Origin of the sequence: Oceanobacillus caeni (assembly GCF_019037185.1) — a bacterium.
Taxonomy (GTDB): Bacteria; Bacillota; Bacilli; order Bacillales; family Amphibacillaceae; genus Oceanobacillus; species Oceanobacillus caeni.
Genome location: NZ_JAHHXM010000005.1, coordinates 43,241 through 59,479, shown reverse-complemented (window position 1 = coordinate 59,479; position 16,239 = coordinate 43,241). Strand labels below are relative to the sequence as shown.

Below are 16,239 nucleotides of genomic sequence, written 5' to 3'. Positions count from 1 at the left end.
ATGAATAAAATCGACCCATCATTATACCTATCTAACCAAAATACAAGTAGGGAACCAAAACCTACTATAGATAAAGATGGCTTTTTAAAAATACTGATGACACAATTACAAAATCAAGATCCAACAGCTCCAATGAATGAAAATGAAATGGTTCAACAAATGGCTACACTGACTTCATTGGAACAAATGATGAATATGTCTAAATCCATTGAGTTACTTGTTAATAGTCAGGTCGAATCACCGGTTACCCAATATAGTCACTTGATTGGCAAAGATGTAACCTACCTTTCTAGCGGAGAGGATTCTGAAACTTCCCGCGAAGAAACTGGAAAAGTTATTGCAGTGAGCCAACGTGATGGTATTGCAATATTGGAGTTAGATAATAAAGAAAAAGTTGAAGTAACTAAAGTTTCAAAAGTTAGTTTAAATTGATGTAACAGATGATAAACAAGTAATAGGGGAAGTGATAAAACTGGATCATCGAGTTCATCAAGTACCATCACATTATGCCCTACATTTTCCAGTAGGAGAAAAGAAAGTATCAAATAATGCTATTCATTCTTTTAAGGATATTTTAGCGAATGAACAAAAATTAAAAATTAGTAAACATGCCAGTCAACGATTAACGGAGCGAAATATCAATATAGAAGACAAAGAGTGGCAATTGATAGAAACGAAAGTGGCAGAAGCAAGAAAAAAAGGAATAACCGATTCATTGGTGGTAACGAACCAAGCTGCTTTACTAGTTAGTACAAAGAATAATACGGTAGTTACCGCAATGAACAGAGAAGAAGCAAATCATAAAATATTTACTAATATTAATGGAACGATTTTAATAAATGGATAGGCTGGACCCATATGGGGGGCCAATAGCTGTTGAATGACAGATACAGCTAATTTTGAAAGGGGAAAATAAAAAATGTTACGTTCAATGTATGCTGGAATTTCAGGGACGAAAAACTTTCAAACTAAATTAGATGTGATAGGTAACAATATCGCCAATGTAAACACTGTTGGATTTAAAAAAGGAAGAGTGGCGTTTCAAGATATGTTAAGTCAAACAACAAAAGGAGCCGAGGGCCCAACTGGTGCAAAGGGTGGTATTAATGCATCGCAAGTTGGATTAGGTGGGCAACTAGGATCAATTGATAATATCCAAACTCAGGGGTTCCGTCAAATTACGAGCAATCCATTAGACCTTGCCTTGGAAGGGGATGGAATGTTTGTAGTTGAAGGCAATGGTACTACTTACTACACACGTGCAGGAAATTTTTATTTGGATGACGAGGGATTTATTGTTGATGCGAATGGAAATTATTTACAAAGTGTGGACGGGAATAATATTCAAATACCAAATGATGCACAAAGCTTTAGTATTCAAAAAAATGGGGTAGTTAATTTTATCAATGCACAAGGTGGAACAGAGACTGCTGACACGATAGGAATTGCGAATTTTTCCAATCCGGCAGGGTTAGAAAAAGCTGGGAGCAATCTTTATCTAAATACACCAAATGCTGGGTTTAATGGTATAGCGACACCTGAAACAGAAGGAACCGCATCTATCATAAGTGGTTCATTAGAAATGTCCAACGTTGATCTCGCTGAAGAATTTACAGAAATGATTACGGCTCAACGTGCTTTCCAAGCAAATACTAGAATTATTACAACATCAGATGAAATTTTACAAGAACTTGTTAACTTAAAACGATAATAAGGAGGTAGGTAGAGACTATTAAACTATGTCTCTACCACCGTATATGATTGAATTAATACGTTTAAATGGGGATTCATTTAATCTGAATGCCATGCTAATTGAACAAGTAGAATCGTTACCTGACAGTACGACCATTACACTAATTAATGGTAAAAAATTAGTTGTAAAAAATAATAAAACCGATATTGTCCAAAAGGTAACTTCTTTTTACCAGACGATAGGATTTCAATTTCCCGCGAAAACAGGTGATAGAAATGAGTAAATTAGTGAAAACGATGCTAACATCTTTAGCTATATTATTGATAGTTGTGATTGCAGGTTTTGTTGTCGTAATAAATGTAACAGATGCTAATGATCAATCTGAAGAGTTGGGTATCGATAAAATGGTTGAATATTCCTATCAAACACCTGAGATTACAACAGATTTATCAGATGGTAGTTTTGTAAGAGTGCAATTTCAAATCGTAACAAACAATAAAGACGCCAAAGAAGAAATAGAAAAACGCGACTTTCAATTAAAAAATATATTAATCAAGGAGCTCGCAACAAAAACAGAGAAAGACTTTAAATCTAATTTGACAGATATAGAATTACAACTAAAAACTAAATTAAATGAAGTAATGACTGAAGGAGAAGTTATTGACGTATACACAATAAACAAGATCTTGCAATAACTCCACTTTGGAGGTGAGTGTCATTATGGAAGAAATTCTATCGCAAAATGAAATTGATGCACTACTTTCAGCCATAACATCAGGTGAAATGGATGCAGAACAATTAAAAAAAGAAGAGAAGGAAAAGAAAGTAAGGGCCTATGATTTTAAAAGGGCATTACGCTTTTCAAAAGATCAAATCCGAAGTATTTCACGAATCCATGAAAATTACGCTAGATTACTGACCACTTTTTTCACAACTCAGTTGAGAACGTATGTAAATATCTCTGTTACATCCGTTGATCAGGTACCATATGAGGAATTTGTTAGGTCGATACCAAGATTGACAGTTTTGAATATTTACAGTGTAGCACCACTTGATGGTAAATTAATTGTTGAAATAAATCCTAACATAGCATATGCGTTAATCGAACGAATTTTAGGTGGAAAAGGAACTGGTTCGAATAAAAATAGTAGTTTTACTGAAATAGAAAAACTACTACTTACCCAATTATTTGAAAAAGGGGTATACTGTCTTGCTGAAGCTTGGAATTCCATTGCAGAAATCGATCCAGTACTGGAAGATTTTGAAGAGAACCCCCAGTTTATTCAAATGGTTGCACCAAATGAAACGGTGGTGGTTGTTTCCTTAACAACTACTGTTGGGGAATCAAGTGGTGTTATTAATATTTGTATTCCTCATGTTATTTTAGAACCAATCATTCCGAAATTATCGGAACATTATTGGATGCAATCTCATCAAAATACGAGAGACGATGAGGCGTACCATTTATTGTCAAAACAAGTACAGGAAGCGGAGGTATTAATTACTTCCATTTTAGGAAATGCAAATATTACAATTGATGAGTTTTTAAAATTAAAGAAGGGAGATGTCATAGCGTTGAATACAGCTATTGATGATCCTTTAACTTTAATTATAAATAACCAACCTAAATATTATGTTCAACCTGGAAAACATAAGAACAAAATGTCTGTGCAAATATTAGATGAAATGATAAGGGGTGAATAAGGGTGCCCAATGATGATGGAATGTTAACACAAGAGGAAATTGACGCGCTTTTAAACATTGGTTCACAAGATGAAGCACAAGATTCTCTTGAAAATAAAACAGAAGAAAAACTATCAAATATTGAGATTGACACGTTAGGAGAAATAGGAAATATTTCATTTGGAAGTTCTGCTACTACTTTATCTACACTCCTAAATCAGAAAGTAGAAATTACTGTACCTGAGGTTTCCATTATAAATAAAACGGATTTAGCCAATTCTATAACGTTTGAACCTGTTAGTGTTCAGGTGAACTATATAGAAGGATTAATAGGAAAAAATGTATTCATTATTAAAGCACTTGATGCAGCTATTATTGCTGATGTAATGCTAGGTGGGGATGGTTTAAATCCAGAAACTGAATTGAATGAAATCCATTTAAGTGCGGTACAAGAAGCGATGAATCAAATGATGGGTACTGCAGCTACTAGTATGTCGACCATATTTAATACGAAGGTAGACATATCACCACCGTCTGTAATAGATGATACCGTGGATCAGAAAGATATTTTTCAAGAAGAATCCTATGTGAAGATTTCATTTACATTAAAGATTGGGGATTTAATTGATTCTAATATGATGCAGTTAATGCCTATTAGTTTTGCAAAACAGACCGTATCGCAGCTATTAAATGATTCTAATGAAGCTGAACCGGAAAGTGCTGACTTACCTGTACTTGAAAATAATGAATTAGATCATAATGAATTAGTTCATAAGGAACAACCCAATCAGAATCATTATTCAGAACCAGCTTCGAATCAATCGGTACAACAACATAATCCGCAATTTATAGGAAATAGTATGGTACCTGAACAATCTCAAGTTCAAGGAGCTTCTTTTTCAGAACTTGAAAAAGTTGATTTGAATCAAAATGAACATCGAAACTTGGATATGCTTATGGATATTCCGTTAAATGTAACAGTTGAACTGGGAAGAACAAAGCGTGCCATAAGGGATATAATTGAATTTAGTAAAGGATCCATCATTGAACTAGATAAATTGGCTGGAGAACCAGTAGATATACTTGTTAATAATAAGCTAATTGCGACAGGGGAAGTTGTTGTAATAGACGAGAATTTTGGTGTAAGAGTTACAGATATTGTAAGCAAAACGGATCGATTAATGAAATTAAAATAGGAAAAGCGGAAGCGCCCGTTTAGCGACGTACGGGCTGGACTGAGCCGTAGGAGATAAAGGAAACACGACGAACGAAGTGAGTCGATGTTGACTTATCGTACGGAGGTGAAGGAAGTCTCGCTAGTCGCTGGGCGCAGGAGCTAGACATCTTTTAAGATAATAATTAGGAGGAAAAAATAATGAGTAAAAAAGTACTGATCGTTGACGATGCAGCGTTTATGCGTATGATGATTAAAGATATCTTAACGAAAAATGGTTTTGAAGTAGTGGGAGAAGCTCAAGATGGAGCACAGGCTGTTGAAAAATATAAAGAATTATCTCCAGATCTAGTTACAATGGATATTACAATGCCGGAAATGGACGGTATTACTGCTCTAAAACAAATTAAAGAAGTTAATCCAGAAGCAAAAGTTATTATGTGTTCCGCAATGGGGCAACAGGCAATGGTTATTGATGCAATTCAGGCTGGTGCCAAAGACTTTATTGTAAAACCGTTTCAGGCAGATCGTGTAATGGAAGCAATTCAAAAAGTGATAGGTTAAAAGAGAGTGAGCAAGTTGGGTAAAAATTTCCTATATGGTTTTCTAGTTTGTTTTATATATTTTACTACTGCATCTCCAATGGATGTTATCGCATCTCCTGATAGCGTAATGGACTGTATAGCTGAAGAGAATTGTGATGAAGAGAATAAAAACGTAGAATCTCCAGAAAATGAAAAGATATTTTCGGAGGATTCTAATCAAGGATCTGTTCTGTTTGATTTAATAAAAATGGTTTTTGCATTAATTCTTGTAATAGCCCTTATTTACATTGTGTTAAAGTTTTTAAATCAGCGGAACAAATTAACTCCAAAAGGAAAAATGGTAGAAAACTTAGGTGGTATATCATTAGGACAGAGTAAATCAATCCAAATTATTCGGGTAGGACCTAAAGTATATGTAATTGGTGTAGGTGACGATATTAACTTGTTAGAAGAAATTACAGATGAAGAAGTAAAACAAGAATTAATAAACAATATGAATGTGACGAACGACACTATGGCTCGTTCGTTGTTACCATCATTCAAATCTAACGGGGCCAATACCAATCATAAAAAAGATTTTAAAAGATTATTTTCAAATGAACTTGAAAAATTGAAACAAAATCGAAATGACTTGATTCATAATCAAAAGGAAGATAAACATGAGTAATTTTATAGATATGTTTTCAAGTTCTGACCCGACGAATGTCGCTACATCTGTAAAGCTAATTTTATTATTAACTGTTTTGTCCCTAGCACCGGCAATATTAATATTAATGACTAGTTTTACTAGAATCATTATTGTTTTGTCCTTTGTCCGAACATCACTTGCGACCCAACAAATGCCACCAAATCAAGTATTAATTGGGATTGCATTATTTTTAACTTTTTTTATTATGGCACCGACTTTTCATGTAGTTTATGAAGATGCTTTAGAACCTTTATTTGATGAGGAAATAACATTAGATGAAGCTTACACGAAAGCTAGTATCCCATTAAAGGAATTTATGGCAAAACAGACAAGGCAGAAAGATTTAGCATTATTTTTAAATTATACAAATGCAGAAAGACCTGAAAGTATAAAGGAGATTCCTCTTACGACTTTAGTACCGGCGTTTGCCATCAGTGAGTTAAAAACAGCTTTTCAAATGGGCTTTATGATTTTTATTCCATTTCTAATTATTGATATGGCAGTAGCTAGTATTTTAATGTCGATGGGAATGATGATGCTACCACCAGTAATGATTTCCTTACCGTTTAAAATCTTATTATTTGTACTTGTAGATGGATGGTATTTAATTACGAATTCATTGCTACAAAGTTTTTAAAAGTAATTTACATTGAAAGAGGCACAGAAGAATGAGCAGTGAACATGTAATATCATTGGCGGAAAATGCAATTTATACATTATTACTAATCGCAGGACCGTTATTGATTTTGGCTGTTGCAGTTGGATTAATCATAAGTATTTTTCAAGCAACAACGCAAATTCAAGAACAAACCTTGGCATTCGTTCCAAAAATCATAGCAGTATTAGTAGGGTTAGTTTTTTTTGGACCATGGATGCTTAATTTAATCGTTGATTTTACTGTTAATATTTTTCAAAATTTAAATCAGTTTGCAGGGTAATGTATGTTAGGAGAATCTATAGTTAGTTTCCCAATATTATTGCTTTTATTTGCACGTGTTTTTTCTTTTTTTGTAACGATGCCATTGTTTTCTTACCGAACCATACCTTTCCCATTTAAGCTTGGATTTAGTTTCTTTTTAGCGTTAATTATGTCTTATACAGTAGATAGTCCTACTATCATAATGAATCATACGTATGTATTTTTATTAATGAAAGAGGTTATGGTCGGTTTATTAATTGGTCTTATTGCTTTTATTATTATTTCTGCTGTACAGGTTGCTGGGGGATTTATTGATTTTCAAATGGGATTCGCTATTGCCAATGTGATGGATCCACAGACAGGTGCTCAGAGTCCTTTAACCGGGCAATTTTTAAATATTGTATCACTCCTTTTTTTATTATCCGTAAATGGTCATTATCTGATTATTGATGGGATAGTAAATAGTTATGAATTTATCGGTATCGATCAATTTATTCCATTTGCTAATAAATCGATAGCCGATTTTGTAATTGATAGTTTTAATACAATGTTTCTCATTGCCTTCCAAATGGCTATTCCCATCGTTGGTTGTTTATTTTTAGTAGATATAGCATTGGGAATTGTTGCAAGAGCTGTGCCGCAGCTTAATGTATTTGTAGTCGGACTTCCATTAAAAATTCTTGTTAGTTTTATTGCTATTTTTGTGTTTTTAAGCTTATATTACACACTTGCTAAAAAATTATTCGAATTAATGTTCATTACCATGAGGAATCTCATGAAATTATTTGGGGGTGGCTAGTTTGCAAATGAGATTAGACTTACAATTTTTTGCAGGAGAAAAAACAGAAAAAGCCACTCCGAAAAAAAGACAAGATCAAAGAAAAAAAGGTAAAGTTTCTAAAAGTCAGGACGTTAACACAGCCCTACTATTGTTGTTTTGTATAATTGGTTTAATTGTTTTTGGTAATTACATGTTAGGTCAAATGTTGAATTTATACGAGTATACTTTTACAGAATTAATCAATTGGAATATTACAGAAGGAACGACACAACGATTATTTACTGGTGTCGTTCTAGAAGCAGGAAAAATAGTTGCTCCTATAATGGTACTAGGTTTAATAGGTGGATTAGTTGCAAACCTATCACAAGTTGGGTTTTTATTTACAACAGAGCCACTGAAATTTGACCTGAAAAAAATAGACCCTGTTCAAGGGGCAAAACGTATCTTTTCCATTAGAGCACTAGTCGAATTACTAAAATCATTATTGAAAATAACATTCATTGGTTCTATTACTTTTTTTATCATTTGGATTTATAAAGATGATATGCTAATGACCGCATTTTTAAATGCTCATGGTGCATTAACTTTTTTCTCTAAAGTTACGATGACAATGGCGATTGCAGCAATTATTACATTACTGTTTTTGTCCATATTTGACTATGCATACCAAAGATTTGATTACGAAAAAAATATGAGAATGTCAAAACAAGATATTAAGGACGAGTATAAAAATATGGAAGGGGACCCTTTGATTAAATCTAAAAGGAAAGCCATTCAAAGAGAGATGGCGACCCGAAGAATGATGAGTGAAGTACCAAACGCGGATGTAATTATTACGAACCCAACTCATTTTGCAATTGCAATTAAGTATGACGAAAAAATTGCAACAGCACCATATGTTTTAGCAAAAGGAACAGATCAAACGGCATTAAAAATTAAAGAAATCGCGAAGGAAAATAATATACATATGGTTGAAAACAAACCATTAGCACGATCCTTATATAAAGTGATTGATGTTGGGGATGTCATACCCGAAGCGTTCTATCAAGCTATTGCAGAAATATTAGCTTATGTGTATCGAGTAGAAAAAAATGTTTAATTTGAGGAGAGACCATCGTGAAAGTTAGAGATTTATCTGTATTAATAGGTGTAATAGTTATTATTGTTATGTTAGTAGTACCTTTACCTGGTGGTCTATTAAGTGTACTTCTTCTATTAAATATTTCATTATCCCTAATTGTCATATTAGTTGCTATGAATACAAAGTCCACGTTAGAGTTTTCTGTCTTTCCAACATTACTCTTATTATTAACCTTATTTCGTTTAGCTTTGAATGTTTCTACAACTAGATCTATCCTATCTGAAGGTGAAGCAGGAGGAGTTGTCGATACGTTTGGGTCATTCGTTATTGGGGGTAATCCTCTCGTCGGTTTCGTTGTTTTCATTATCTTAGTAATTATTAATTTTTTAGTTATTACAAAAGGATCTGAACGTGTTTCAGAGGTTGCTGCACGTTTTTCTCTTGATGCTATGCCGGGAAAACAAATGAGTATTGATGCAGACTTAAATGCCGGGCTCATTTCGGAAAAAGAAGCAAAAGAGAGACGGGAACAAGTAGAAAAAGAAGCAGACTTCCATGGATCCATGGATGGAGCTAGTAAATTTGTAAAAGGGGACGCAATTGCTGGATTTATTATCGTTATTATAAATATCTTATTCGGTATTATTATTGGAATCGTTCAAATGGGTATGCCATTCGACGAAGCGATCAATACATTTACGCGCCTTACTGTTGGGGATGGATTAGTTAGTCAAATACCTGCATTATTAATATCTACCGCAACAGGAATTATAGTGACCCGTTCTGGAGGGAAAGATAATTTAGGTTCAGAGGTAACAACTCAGTTATTTCAATATCCGAAATTATTATACATAGCAGCTGGAGCTATCTTTTTATTAGGTTTGACTCCAATTAACTTTTTTCTGACAACAATCATTGCAATTTTGTTAGCTGGTAGTGGATATGTTTTAGAAAATCAAACAAAGGAAATGGAAATTCCAGATGTAGAAGAAGATGTTCAAGTAGAAAGTAACGAGATGAAAACCCCAGAGAATGTAATGAATCTGTTAAGTATGGATCAAATTGAATTTGAATTTGGTTATGCCCTCATTCCTTTAGCTGATGCAAATCAAGGTGGAGATTTACTTGATCGAATTGTCATGATTCGTAAACAACTTGCTTTGGAGTTAGGAATTGTTATCCCGGTTGTTCGGATACGTGACAATATTCAATTAGCACCGAATGAATATCGATTGAAAATTAAGGGGAATGAAGTGGCAACTGGCGAAGTATTATTGGATCATTACTTGGCAATGGCACCCGGAATTGATGAGGAAGATGGCCTGGAAGGAATTGATACAAAAGAGCCTGCATTTGGTCTTCCAGCAAAATGGATTAGTGAAGAGTTAAAAGATGAGGCTGAATTATCGGGTTATACAGTCGTAGATCCTCCTTCCGTTGTGTCCACACATATTACAGAAGTAATCAAACAACATGCTCATATATTGCTTGGAAGACAAGAAACAAAACAATTAATCGATCATTTGAAAGAAAGTTATCCAATATTGGTGGAGGAAGTTACACCAGACCCACTATCAGTAGGGGAAGTGCAAAAGGTTCTTGCTAAATTATTAAGGGAAAATATTTCGATACGGAATTTACCTATTATATTTGAAACACTGGCAGATTTCTCTAAAATGACGAATGATACGGAATTATTAGGAGAATATGTCAGACAATCTCTTTCCGTTCAAATTACAAAACAATATACAAAAGAAGATATGTCGTTAAATGTTGTTACTGTATCTGGAAAAGTAGAAAAAACAATTGCCGAGCATATCAAACAAACAGAGCATGGAAATTATTTATCGTTAGATCCTGAAACACAACAGAATATTATTTCTTCCATTCATGAACAAGTGGAGAAATTATTACTTCAGGAAGAAACAGCTATTGTCCTTTGCTCACCAGCCATACGTATGTATCTTAAACAATTATTAGATCGATATCTACCTCATGTCGTAATATTATCTTATAACGAATTAGAACCGAATGTTCAAGTTCAAAGTGTTGGAGTGGTGAATGTCGCATGAAAATAAGAAAATATATCGCGCCAAATATAGCAGAAGCAATGAAACAAATACGAAAAGAATTAGGTACAGATGCTGTTATTTTAAATTCTAGGGAAGTACTTCAGGGTGGATTTTTAGGCTTCTTTAAAAAAAAGAAGATAGAAGTCATTGTAGGACTAGATCCTAATCCAATAACGAATCAGCCGAATCAAGTAAAGATAGAAATGCCTTCAACGACACAACAAGAATCTGCTAATAACAGGAAGAATTCTTCGGGTCAGGATGTTTTACATGAAATCCAACAGGTAAGGAAGTTTGTTGAATTACAATCTAGAAATCAAAACGCCGACAGCTATCCAATCGAATATGAACTACTTTACCAACATTTACTTAATCAAGAGGTCAAGGCCCAATTTGCAAAAAATATAATCAATACCATGTTAGATCAACATCAAGATAAAAACTTAACAAATAACCAAATCTTAGAAGAGTTTAAAAGAATCATAACGAAGTCACTTCAAAAGTATTCATTTAATGGGATAACTACAGGTAAAAAAATAATTCAATTTATTGGCCCAACCGGTGTAGGTAAGACTACAACCTTAGCTAAGATTGCCTCCAACCTCGTTTTAAAGGAAAAGAAAAAGGTTGCATTCATTACGATGGATACGTATCGGATTGCGGCAGTAGAACAATTAAAAACATATGCACAAATTCTTCATGTTCCTTTAGAGGTAGCTTATACAGCGGAAGATTATAAACATGCAATTAATAAGTTTGATTCTTATGATACGATTCTAGTCGATACAGCTGGTAGAAATTTCAGAGAAGAAAAATATGTGAAGGATTTATTAAATAATCTAGATGCCAATATAGAAATGGATACTTTTTTAGTCTTGTCGTTAACGGCTAAACCAAAGGATATATTAGAAATATATGATCAATTTCAACATATACCAATGAAAGAAGTCATTTTCACAAAATTAGACGAGACAAGGCAATTTGGAAGTCTTTTGAATATTTGTATGGAAAAAGAAGTTGGGATTGCATACATGACGAATGGTCAGGATGTTCCAAATGATATTTTAGAAGGAAAACCGCAAAGAATAGCTGAATGGATTGTTGGAGAATACAATGAAGAATGACCAAGCTACTCAACTAAGAAGAAAAATAGAAAAGTTAAATAATCCTAAGCAGGCAAAGACTATTTGTATCATAAGTGGTAAAGGTGGAGTAGGCAAATCTAATTTTGCTGTTAACTTTGCATTGGATTTAATTTATAACGGAAAAAAAGTATTAATATTTGATTTAGATGTAGGCATGGGAAATATTGAAATATTATTGGGAAAATCAGCAAAAAAGAATATCAATGATATGTTTAATGGAAATGACTCCATTCATAGTATTATCGAGGTCTACAAAAATGGTCTAGCATTTATTGCAGGGGGATCTGGATTAAATGAGCTTTTCACATTAAACGATCAAAAGAAACAATTTTTTATTAATCAATATAACGAACTTATTCATAGTTATGATTATATCATTTTTGATATGGGGGCAGGAATACATTCAGATAGTTTGTTTTTTATTTTGGCAGCGGATGAGTGTATTGTTGTTACAACTCCCGAGCCCACCTCTATTACGGATGCTTACAGTATGGTTAAACAAATCATCAATAATCGGGGTAGGATGCCAATAAGAGTTATTATGAATCGATGTCCATCGCAAAAAAATGGAGAACAAATGTTAGAGCAATTTAGGAAAGTAATTCAACAATTTTTGCAAGTAGACATCTCAAAAATGGGGATTCTACCAGAAGATAAAGCTGTGACATTAGCTGTTTTCCATCAAGAGCCTTATATTTTTAATGAAAAATTACCAATTACGAAAGCATTAAAGCAAATAACGGCTAATTATTTAAATAACACTTTTACATTAAATTCGATACAACCAAAATTTATACAAAAGTTAAAACAACTACTGATAGAGAGGTAGAATAAATGGAGCAGATTCGAGTCATTGTTATTGATGATTCTGCATTTATGAGAAAAATGATTACAGATATTTTATCAAGTGATGAAAGAATCGATGTTATATCTACTGCAAGGAACGGTACAGATGGGATTAAGAAAATTGAACAATTTTCTCCAGATGTTGTCACAATGGATGTCCAAATGCCAATCATGGATGGAATTCAGACTTTGGAAGTATTAATGGAAAAAAACCCCATACCAGTCATTATGTTAAGTGGGGAGACAGAAGATAATCGATCTCGCGTCTTAGAGGCAATGGCAAAAGGTGCTGTGGATTTCATTACAAAGCCCTCAGGTCCTATTTCTTTAAATATGGACTCTATCAAAAATGAAATAATCTCGAAAGTAGTTGCTGCTGCATCCATCAGAAAAATAGATATTAAGAAAATAGAAATTGAAAAAAAGGTTCCAACTATAGAAAAAAAACCAAATAAGTACTTTGATAAAAAGACCGTTGTTGCTATCGGTTCATCTACCGGGGGTCCAAGGGCATTGGCGCAAGTAATAAGTAATCTACCAGGTAATTATTCTTTTCCTATTTTTATTGTACAGCATATGCCAGCGGGTTTTACTAAGTCGCTTGCTAATAGACTTAATATGAATAACGATATCTATGTCAAAGAAGCAGAAGATGGGGAACAAGTAAGGTCAAAAACAGTATATATTGCACCTGGTAACCAACATATGAGAATCAGAAAAAGAGGAGAAATATTAACTATTCAATTGTCTGAGGATTCTCCAAGAAATGGACATCGCCCATCCGTTGATATTTTATTTGAATCACTTGCTGAAATAGAAGATATCGCTAAAATTGCAGTTATTTTGACTGGGATGGGAAGTGACGGAACGAAAGGAATTCTAAAATTAAAAGAAGTGAACGAAAATACTGTAGTTATTGCAGAATCAGAAGAAACAGCAATTATTTATGGAATGCCAAAAGCGGTTGTCCATTCGAAAAAGGCGAATTTTATTTTACCAATAAATGAAATTGGGAAGAAATTACTAGACTTACAAAATGGAATGGAATAAAGCAGCCTTTAGGAAGTTTGCTAGTTTTATATAAAATTATATATGTATAAAAGGGGAAATTTAGCGTGACTAATTCAAAGGTAAGAAAAATGATTGTATTTCAGTTAAAAGAAGAGGAATATGCGGTTAGTGTTCAAGGGATAGGTTCGATTGAAAGGATGATTCCTATTACTAGAGTTCCACAAACTCCCGAACATGTGAAAGGTGTTATCAATTTACGAGGTGTCGTTACTCCAATTATAGATTTGCGTTTAAGATTTGGTTTTGAAGAGGCAGAAATCACTGATGCGACTCGGATTCTTATAGTTTACATAAACGGAATGGAAGTAGGTCTAATTGTGGATTCTGCAAATGATGTAATAGACATTCCTGAAAATATGATAGAGGTAAATCCAGAGGTTATTGGTTCTATTGATGTGAATTATATTGAAGGAGTAGCAAAAATAGATAATCGTTTATTTATATTATTGGATTTACATAAAGTATTAAGTCTTGAAGCACTAGAAGAAATAGTGGAAGGGTAGTAAGTATGGAGTATTCAAATTTATCAGGAATGCAATTAGACGCTCTACGTGAAGTTGGAAATATAGGAGCTGGAAATGCTGCTACATCTATGTCTATCTTACTTGATAGAAAAATTGATATGAATGTTCCATCAGTTAGCATAGTGGATTACAATGACATGATGGAAATAATAGGCGGCCCAGAGGAATTAATAGTTGCGATTGTTTTTCAAATTAAGGATGAATTTCCGTGTACAGTTTATTTTATACTTTCTGTCGATGAAGCGGAACATTTAATTCAAGATTTGACAGGTAACAAGGATTTCACCCTAATGAACGACCTGTATCATAATGAATTAGCGATGTCTGCACTTAAAGAAACTGGAAATATTGTAATCGGTTCTTATCTATCCGCATTATCAGACTTTATTAAATATAACATGCATCCCTCCATCCCTTATTTAAGTTTCGATATGGCTGGTGCAGTATTAACCGCAGGATTACTAGAGATTTCTGAGGTTTCTGATTATGCCATTGTCATTAATACTAGCATTTTAAGTGATGCTTCAGAAAATATTCAGGGTCATTTTTTTCTATTACCAGAACCCGAATCATTAAGTAAATTATTCGAAGCTTTAGGTATTGAAAATGATTAAAGAGAAGAAAATAGTTAAAGTTGGGATTGCTGATTTAAATATCGTCACACCACCGGATATTATCCGTACAGCTGGATTAGGTTCTTGTGTTGGTGTCGTTATATATGATAGTTCTAAAAAAATAGCCGGTCTTGCACACGTACTGTTGCCAGAATCAAGTTTAACGCAGCAAAGTGATTTCAATAAATATAAGTATGCAGATACTGCTGTTCCTATATTAATTGAGAAATTACTAGCTAATGGGGCTCGAAAATATGCCCTTAAAGCAAAAATGGCCGGAGGAGCACAAATGTTTCAATTCGCAAGTAATTCCAAAACAATGAGGATTGGCGCACGAAATATCGAAGCGGTTAAAGAACAACTTACTCATTTTAACATACCCATTATTTCATCTGATGTTGGTGGAAATGTTGGAAGAACGATAGAGTTTGACCTAGTTAGTTGTCAGTTGAAAGTCCGAAAAGTGAATCAGGAAACAGTGTTTATATAATTAAAAGATAAAGGGGAACTCGTAAAAGGGGAGTTTAAAACTATGTATCATAATCCATCTTCTCTTGAACAAGATTTATGGAATAACTGGATAAACGATAAAAATAGTAAGAACGCAAATGAGTTGATTCATCACTACGAGTATTTAGTTCATTTTCATGTTGAGAGAATGTGTATTCATCTTCCTAAAAGTATTAATAAAGAAGATATTAAAAGCCTTGGTTTCATTGGATTATACGATGCTTTAAAGAAGTTTGAACCAAATCGGGATTTGAAATTCGATACATATGCCTCTATTCGGATTCGCGGATCTATTATCGATGGATTAAGAAAAGAGGACTGGCTACCTAGATCGTTAAGAGATAAAGTTAAGAAAGTAGATCAAGCTACTCAAAGTCTCGAACAAAAGTACCAACGATCTCCGAATCCAGAGGAAATTGCTAAGTATTCAGGATTAACTGTTGAGGAAGTAGAAAATACGATAAAAGACTCACTGTTTTCTAATATTTTATCTATTGAGGAAAAATCAAAAACAGATTATGTTCAAGAAACGGGGATTGGGTATTCGATTGCAGATGATTCTTCACAATCACCCGAGTCTAAAATTCTACAAAAGGAATTAGAAAAAGAGTTAAAAGAAGGAATAAAAGAATTAAATGAAAAAGAGCAGCTAGTAATTAGTCTATTTTATTTTGACGAATTATCATTAACTGAAATCGGACAGGTTCTTGAGTTAACGACTTCTCGTATATCCCAAATTCATAAAAAAGCAATAGTTAAATTACGAAAAACGTTAAATAAATTAAAATATTTATCCCATGTAAACGGGCAGTAAGACTCACACCACAAGCTTCTAGGGAAGTAAGGAAGATAGGTGGGAGATAAAGGAAAATTCCACTGGTGGAAGTCTTCTT

General features: G+C 33.6%; 21 protein-coding genes. All 21 read left to right on the top strand.

All coding sequences use genetic code 11. From position 1 onward, the window contains the following. The 21 genes from flgD to KM885_RS04610 all read left to right on the top strand — a co-directional run bounded on the left by flgD (position 1) and on the right by KM885_RS04610 (position 16,160). Positions 1 to 432, top strand: a complete 432-nt coding sequence (gene flgD, locus KM885_RS04710) for a flagellar hook assembly protein FlgD (RefSeq protein WP_216883622.1) — start codon at positions 1 to 3, stop codon at positions 430 to 432. A 40-nt stretch (positions 433 to 472) separates the two neighbouring features. Beyond that, positions 473 to 847 carry a TIGR02530 family flagellar biosynthesis protein gene (locus KM885_RS04705; protein ID WP_047186132.1) on the top strand — a complete coding sequence of 125 codons (375 nt, stop codon included), beginning with the start codon at positions 473 to 475 and terminating at the stop codon, positions 845 to 847. Between the two features lie 72 nt (positions 848 to 919). Further along, a complete protein-coding gene (flgG, locus tag KM885_RS04700) occupies positions 920 to 1,711 on the top strand; it encodes a flagellar basal body rod protein FlgG (RefSeq protein ID WP_047186054.1) in 792 nt (263 codons plus the stop codon). A gap of 28 nt (positions 1,712 to 1,739) precedes the next feature. Continuing rightward, the gene (locus KM885_RS04695; protein ID WP_370447399.1) at positions 1,740 to 1,976 is read left to right on the top strand and encodes a flagellar FlbD family protein; all 237 of its coding nucleotides are present in this window, start codon (positions 1,740 to 1,742) and stop codon (positions 1,974 to 1,976) included. After that, positions 1,969 to 2,388 carry a flagellar basal body-associated protein FliL gene (gene fliL, locus KM885_RS04690; RefSeq protein WP_047186055.1) on the top strand — a complete coding sequence of 140 codons (420 nt, stop codon included), beginning with the start codon at positions 1,969 to 1,971 and terminating at the stop codon, positions 2,386 to 2,388. Before KM885_RS04695 ends, fliL begins: the two co-directional genes overlap by 8 nt. Before the next feature lie 25 nt (positions 2,389 to 2,413). Continuing rightward, positions 2,414 to 3,397 carry a flagellar motor switch protein FliM gene (fliM, locus tag KM885_RS04685; protein WP_216883621.1) on the top strand — a complete coding sequence of 328 codons (984 nt, stop codon included), beginning with the start codon at positions 2,414 to 2,416 and terminating at the stop codon, positions 3,395 to 3,397. Between the two features lie 20 nt (positions 3,398 to 3,417). Further along, positions 3,418 to 4,572, top strand: coding sequence for a flagellar motor switch phosphatase FliY (gene fliY, locus KM885_RS04680; RefSeq protein WP_216883643.1), 1,155 nt, complete (start codon positions 3,418 to 3,420; stop codon positions 4,570 to 4,572). A 179-nt stretch (positions 4,573 to 4,751) separates the two neighbouring features. Beyond that, positions 4,752 to 5,114, top strand: a complete 363-nt coding sequence (locus KM885_RS04675) for a response regulator (RefSeq protein ID WP_047186057.1) — start codon at positions 4,752 to 4,754, stop codon at positions 5,112 to 5,114. A 15-nt stretch (positions 5,115 to 5,129) separates the two neighbouring features. Further along, on the top strand, positions 5,130 to 5,762 hold the full coding sequence (locus KM885_RS04670) for a flagellar biosynthetic protein FliO (RefSeq protein WP_216883620.1): 633 nt from the start codon (positions 5,130 to 5,132) through the stop codon (positions 5,760 to 5,762). Next, complete coding sequence (fliP, locus tag KM885_RS04665) at positions 5,755 to 6,420, top strand: flagellar type III secretion system pore protein FliP (RefSeq protein WP_047186059.1); 666 nt, start codon at positions 5,755 to 5,757, stop codon at positions 6,418 to 6,420. Before KM885_RS04670 ends, fliP begins: the two co-directional genes overlap by 8 nt. Positions 6,421 to 6,451: 31 nt before the next feature. Next, positions 6,452 to 6,721, top strand: coding sequence for a flagellar biosynthesis protein FliQ (gene fliQ, locus KM885_RS04660; protein WP_047186060.1), 270 nt, complete (start codon positions 6,452 to 6,454; stop codon positions 6,719 to 6,721). A gap of 3 nt (positions 6,722 to 6,724) precedes the next feature. After that, positions 6,725 to 7,501 carry a flagellar biosynthetic protein FliR gene (gene fliR / locus KM885_RS04655; protein ID WP_216883619.1) on the top strand — a complete coding sequence of 259 codons (777 nt, stop codon included), beginning with the start codon at positions 6,725 to 6,727 and terminating at the stop codon, positions 7,499 to 7,501. Positions 7,502 to 7,508: 7 nt separating this feature from the next. Further along, entirely contained in the window at positions 7,509 to 8,582 is a 1,074-nt protein-coding gene (gene flhB / locus KM885_RS04650; RefSeq protein WP_370447400.1) for a flagellar biosynthesis protein FlhB, read from the top strand. Between the two features lie 17 nt (positions 8,583 to 8,599). Beyond that, positions 8,600 to 10,636: a flagellar biosynthesis protein FlhA gene (gene flhA, locus KM885_RS04645; protein ID WP_216883618.1), complete on the top strand. Its 2,037-nt coding sequence runs from the start codon at positions 8,600 to 8,602 to the stop codon at positions 10,634 to 10,636. After that, positions 10,633 to 11,760: a flagellar biosynthesis GTPase FlhF gene (gene flhF, locus KM885_RS04640; protein ID WP_047186064.1), complete on the top strand. Its 1,128-nt coding sequence runs from the start codon at positions 10,633 to 10,635 to the stop codon at positions 11,758 to 11,760. Before flhA ends, flhF begins: the two co-directional genes overlap by 4 nt. Further along, positions 11,750 to 12,610 carry a MinD/ParA family protein gene (locus KM885_RS04635; RefSeq protein WP_047186065.1) on the top strand — a complete coding sequence of 287 codons (861 nt, stop codon included), beginning with the start codon at positions 11,750 to 11,752 and terminating at the stop codon, positions 12,608 to 12,610. The genes flhF and KM885_RS04635 overlap by 11 nt, the downstream gene beginning before the upstream one ends. 5 nt (positions 12,611 to 12,615) lie before the next feature. After that, a complete protein-coding gene (locus tag KM885_RS04630) occupies positions 12,616 to 13,677 on the top strand; it encodes a protein-glutamate methylesterase/protein-glutamine glutaminase (protein ID WP_047186066.1) in 1,062 nt (353 codons plus the stop codon). An 89-nt stretch (positions 13,678 to 13,766) separates the two neighbouring features. Next, complete coding sequence (locus KM885_RS04625; protein ID WP_047186135.1) at positions 13,767 to 14,201, top strand: chemotaxis protein CheW; 435 nt, start codon at positions 13,767 to 13,769, stop codon at positions 14,199 to 14,201. Positions 14,202 to 14,206: 5 nt separating this feature from the next. Continuing rightward, complete coding sequence (locus tag KM885_RS04620) at positions 14,207 to 14,836, top strand: chemotaxis protein CheC (RefSeq protein ID WP_047186067.1); 630 nt, start codon at positions 14,207 to 14,209, stop codon at positions 14,834 to 14,836. Continuing rightward, on the top strand, positions 14,829 to 15,326 hold the full coding sequence (locus KM885_RS04615; protein ID WP_047186068.1) for a chemotaxis protein CheD: 498 nt from the start codon (positions 14,829 to 14,831) through the stop codon (positions 15,324 to 15,326). Before KM885_RS04620 ends, KM885_RS04615 begins: the two co-directional genes overlap by 8 nt. Before the next feature lie 42 nt (positions 15,327 to 15,368). Next, positions 15,369 to 16,160 carry a FliA/WhiG family RNA polymerase sigma factor gene (locus KM885_RS04610; protein WP_047186069.1) on the top strand — a complete coding sequence of 264 codons (792 nt, stop codon included), beginning with the start codon at positions 15,369 to 15,371 and terminating at the stop codon, positions 16,158 to 16,160. Positions 16,161 to 16,239 lie beyond the last annotated feature (79 nt).

Coding starts and splice junctions, on each gene's coding strand:
- flgD (WP_216883622.1), top strand. CDS start 1: ATGAATAAAATCGACCCATCATTATACCTATCTAACCAAAATACAAGT.
- flgG (WP_047186054.1), top strand. CDS start 920: ATGTTACGTTCAATGTATGCTGGAATTTCAGGGACGAAAAACTTTCAA.
- KM885_RS04695 (WP_370447399.1), top strand. CDS start 1,740: ATGTCTCTACCACCGTATATGATTGAATTAATACGTTTAAATGGGGAT.
- fliL (WP_047186055.1), top strand. CDS start 1,969: ATGAGTAAATTAGTGAAAACGATGCTAACATCTTTAGCTATATTATTG.
- fliM (WP_216883621.1), top strand. CDS start 2,414: ATGGAAGAAATTCTATCGCAAAATGAAATTGATGCACTACTTTCAGCC.
- fliY (WP_216883643.1), top strand. CDS start 3,418: ATGTTAACACAAGAGGAAATTGACGCGCTTTTAAACATTGGTTCACAA.
- KM885_RS04675 (WP_047186057.1), top strand. CDS start 4,752: ATGAGTAAAAAAGTACTGATCGTTGACGATGCAGCGTTTATGCGTATG.
- fliP (WP_047186059.1), top strand. CDS start 5,755: ATGAGTAATTTTATAGATATGTTTTCAAGTTCTGACCCGACGAATGTC.
- fliQ (WP_047186060.1), top strand. CDS start 6,452: ATGAGCAGTGAACATGTAATATCATTGGCGGAAAATGCAATTTATACA.
- fliR (WP_216883619.1), top strand. CDS start 6,725: ATGTTAGGAGAATCTATAGTTAGTTTCCCAATATTATTGCTTTTATTT.
- flhB (WP_370447400.1), top strand. CDS start 7,509: ATGAGATTAGACTTACAATTTTTTGCAGGAGAAAAAACAGAAAAAGCC.
- flhF (WP_047186064.1), top strand. CDS start 10,633: ATGAAAATAAGAAAATATATCGCGCCAAATATAGCAGAAGCAATGAAA.
- KM885_RS04635 (WP_047186065.1), top strand. CDS start 11,750: ATGAAGAATGACCAAGCTACTCAACTAAGAAGAAAAATAGAAAAGTTA.
- KM885_RS04630 (WP_047186066.1), top strand. CDS start 12,616: ATGGAGCAGATTCGAGTCATTGTTATTGATGATTCTGCATTTATGAGA.
- KM885_RS04625 (WP_047186135.1), top strand. CDS start 13,767: ATGATTGTATTTCAGTTAAAAGAAGAGGAATATGCGGTTAGTGTTCAA.
- KM885_RS04620 (WP_047186067.1), top strand. CDS start 14,207: ATGGAGTATTCAAATTTATCAGGAATGCAATTAGACGCTCTACGTGAA.
- KM885_RS04615 (WP_047186068.1), top strand. CDS start 14,829: ATGATTAAAGAGAAGAAAATAGTTAAAGTTGGGATTGCTGATTTAAAT.
- KM885_RS04610 (WP_047186069.1), top strand. CDS start 15,369: ATGTATCATAATCCATCTTCTCTTGAACAAGATTTATGGAATAACTGG.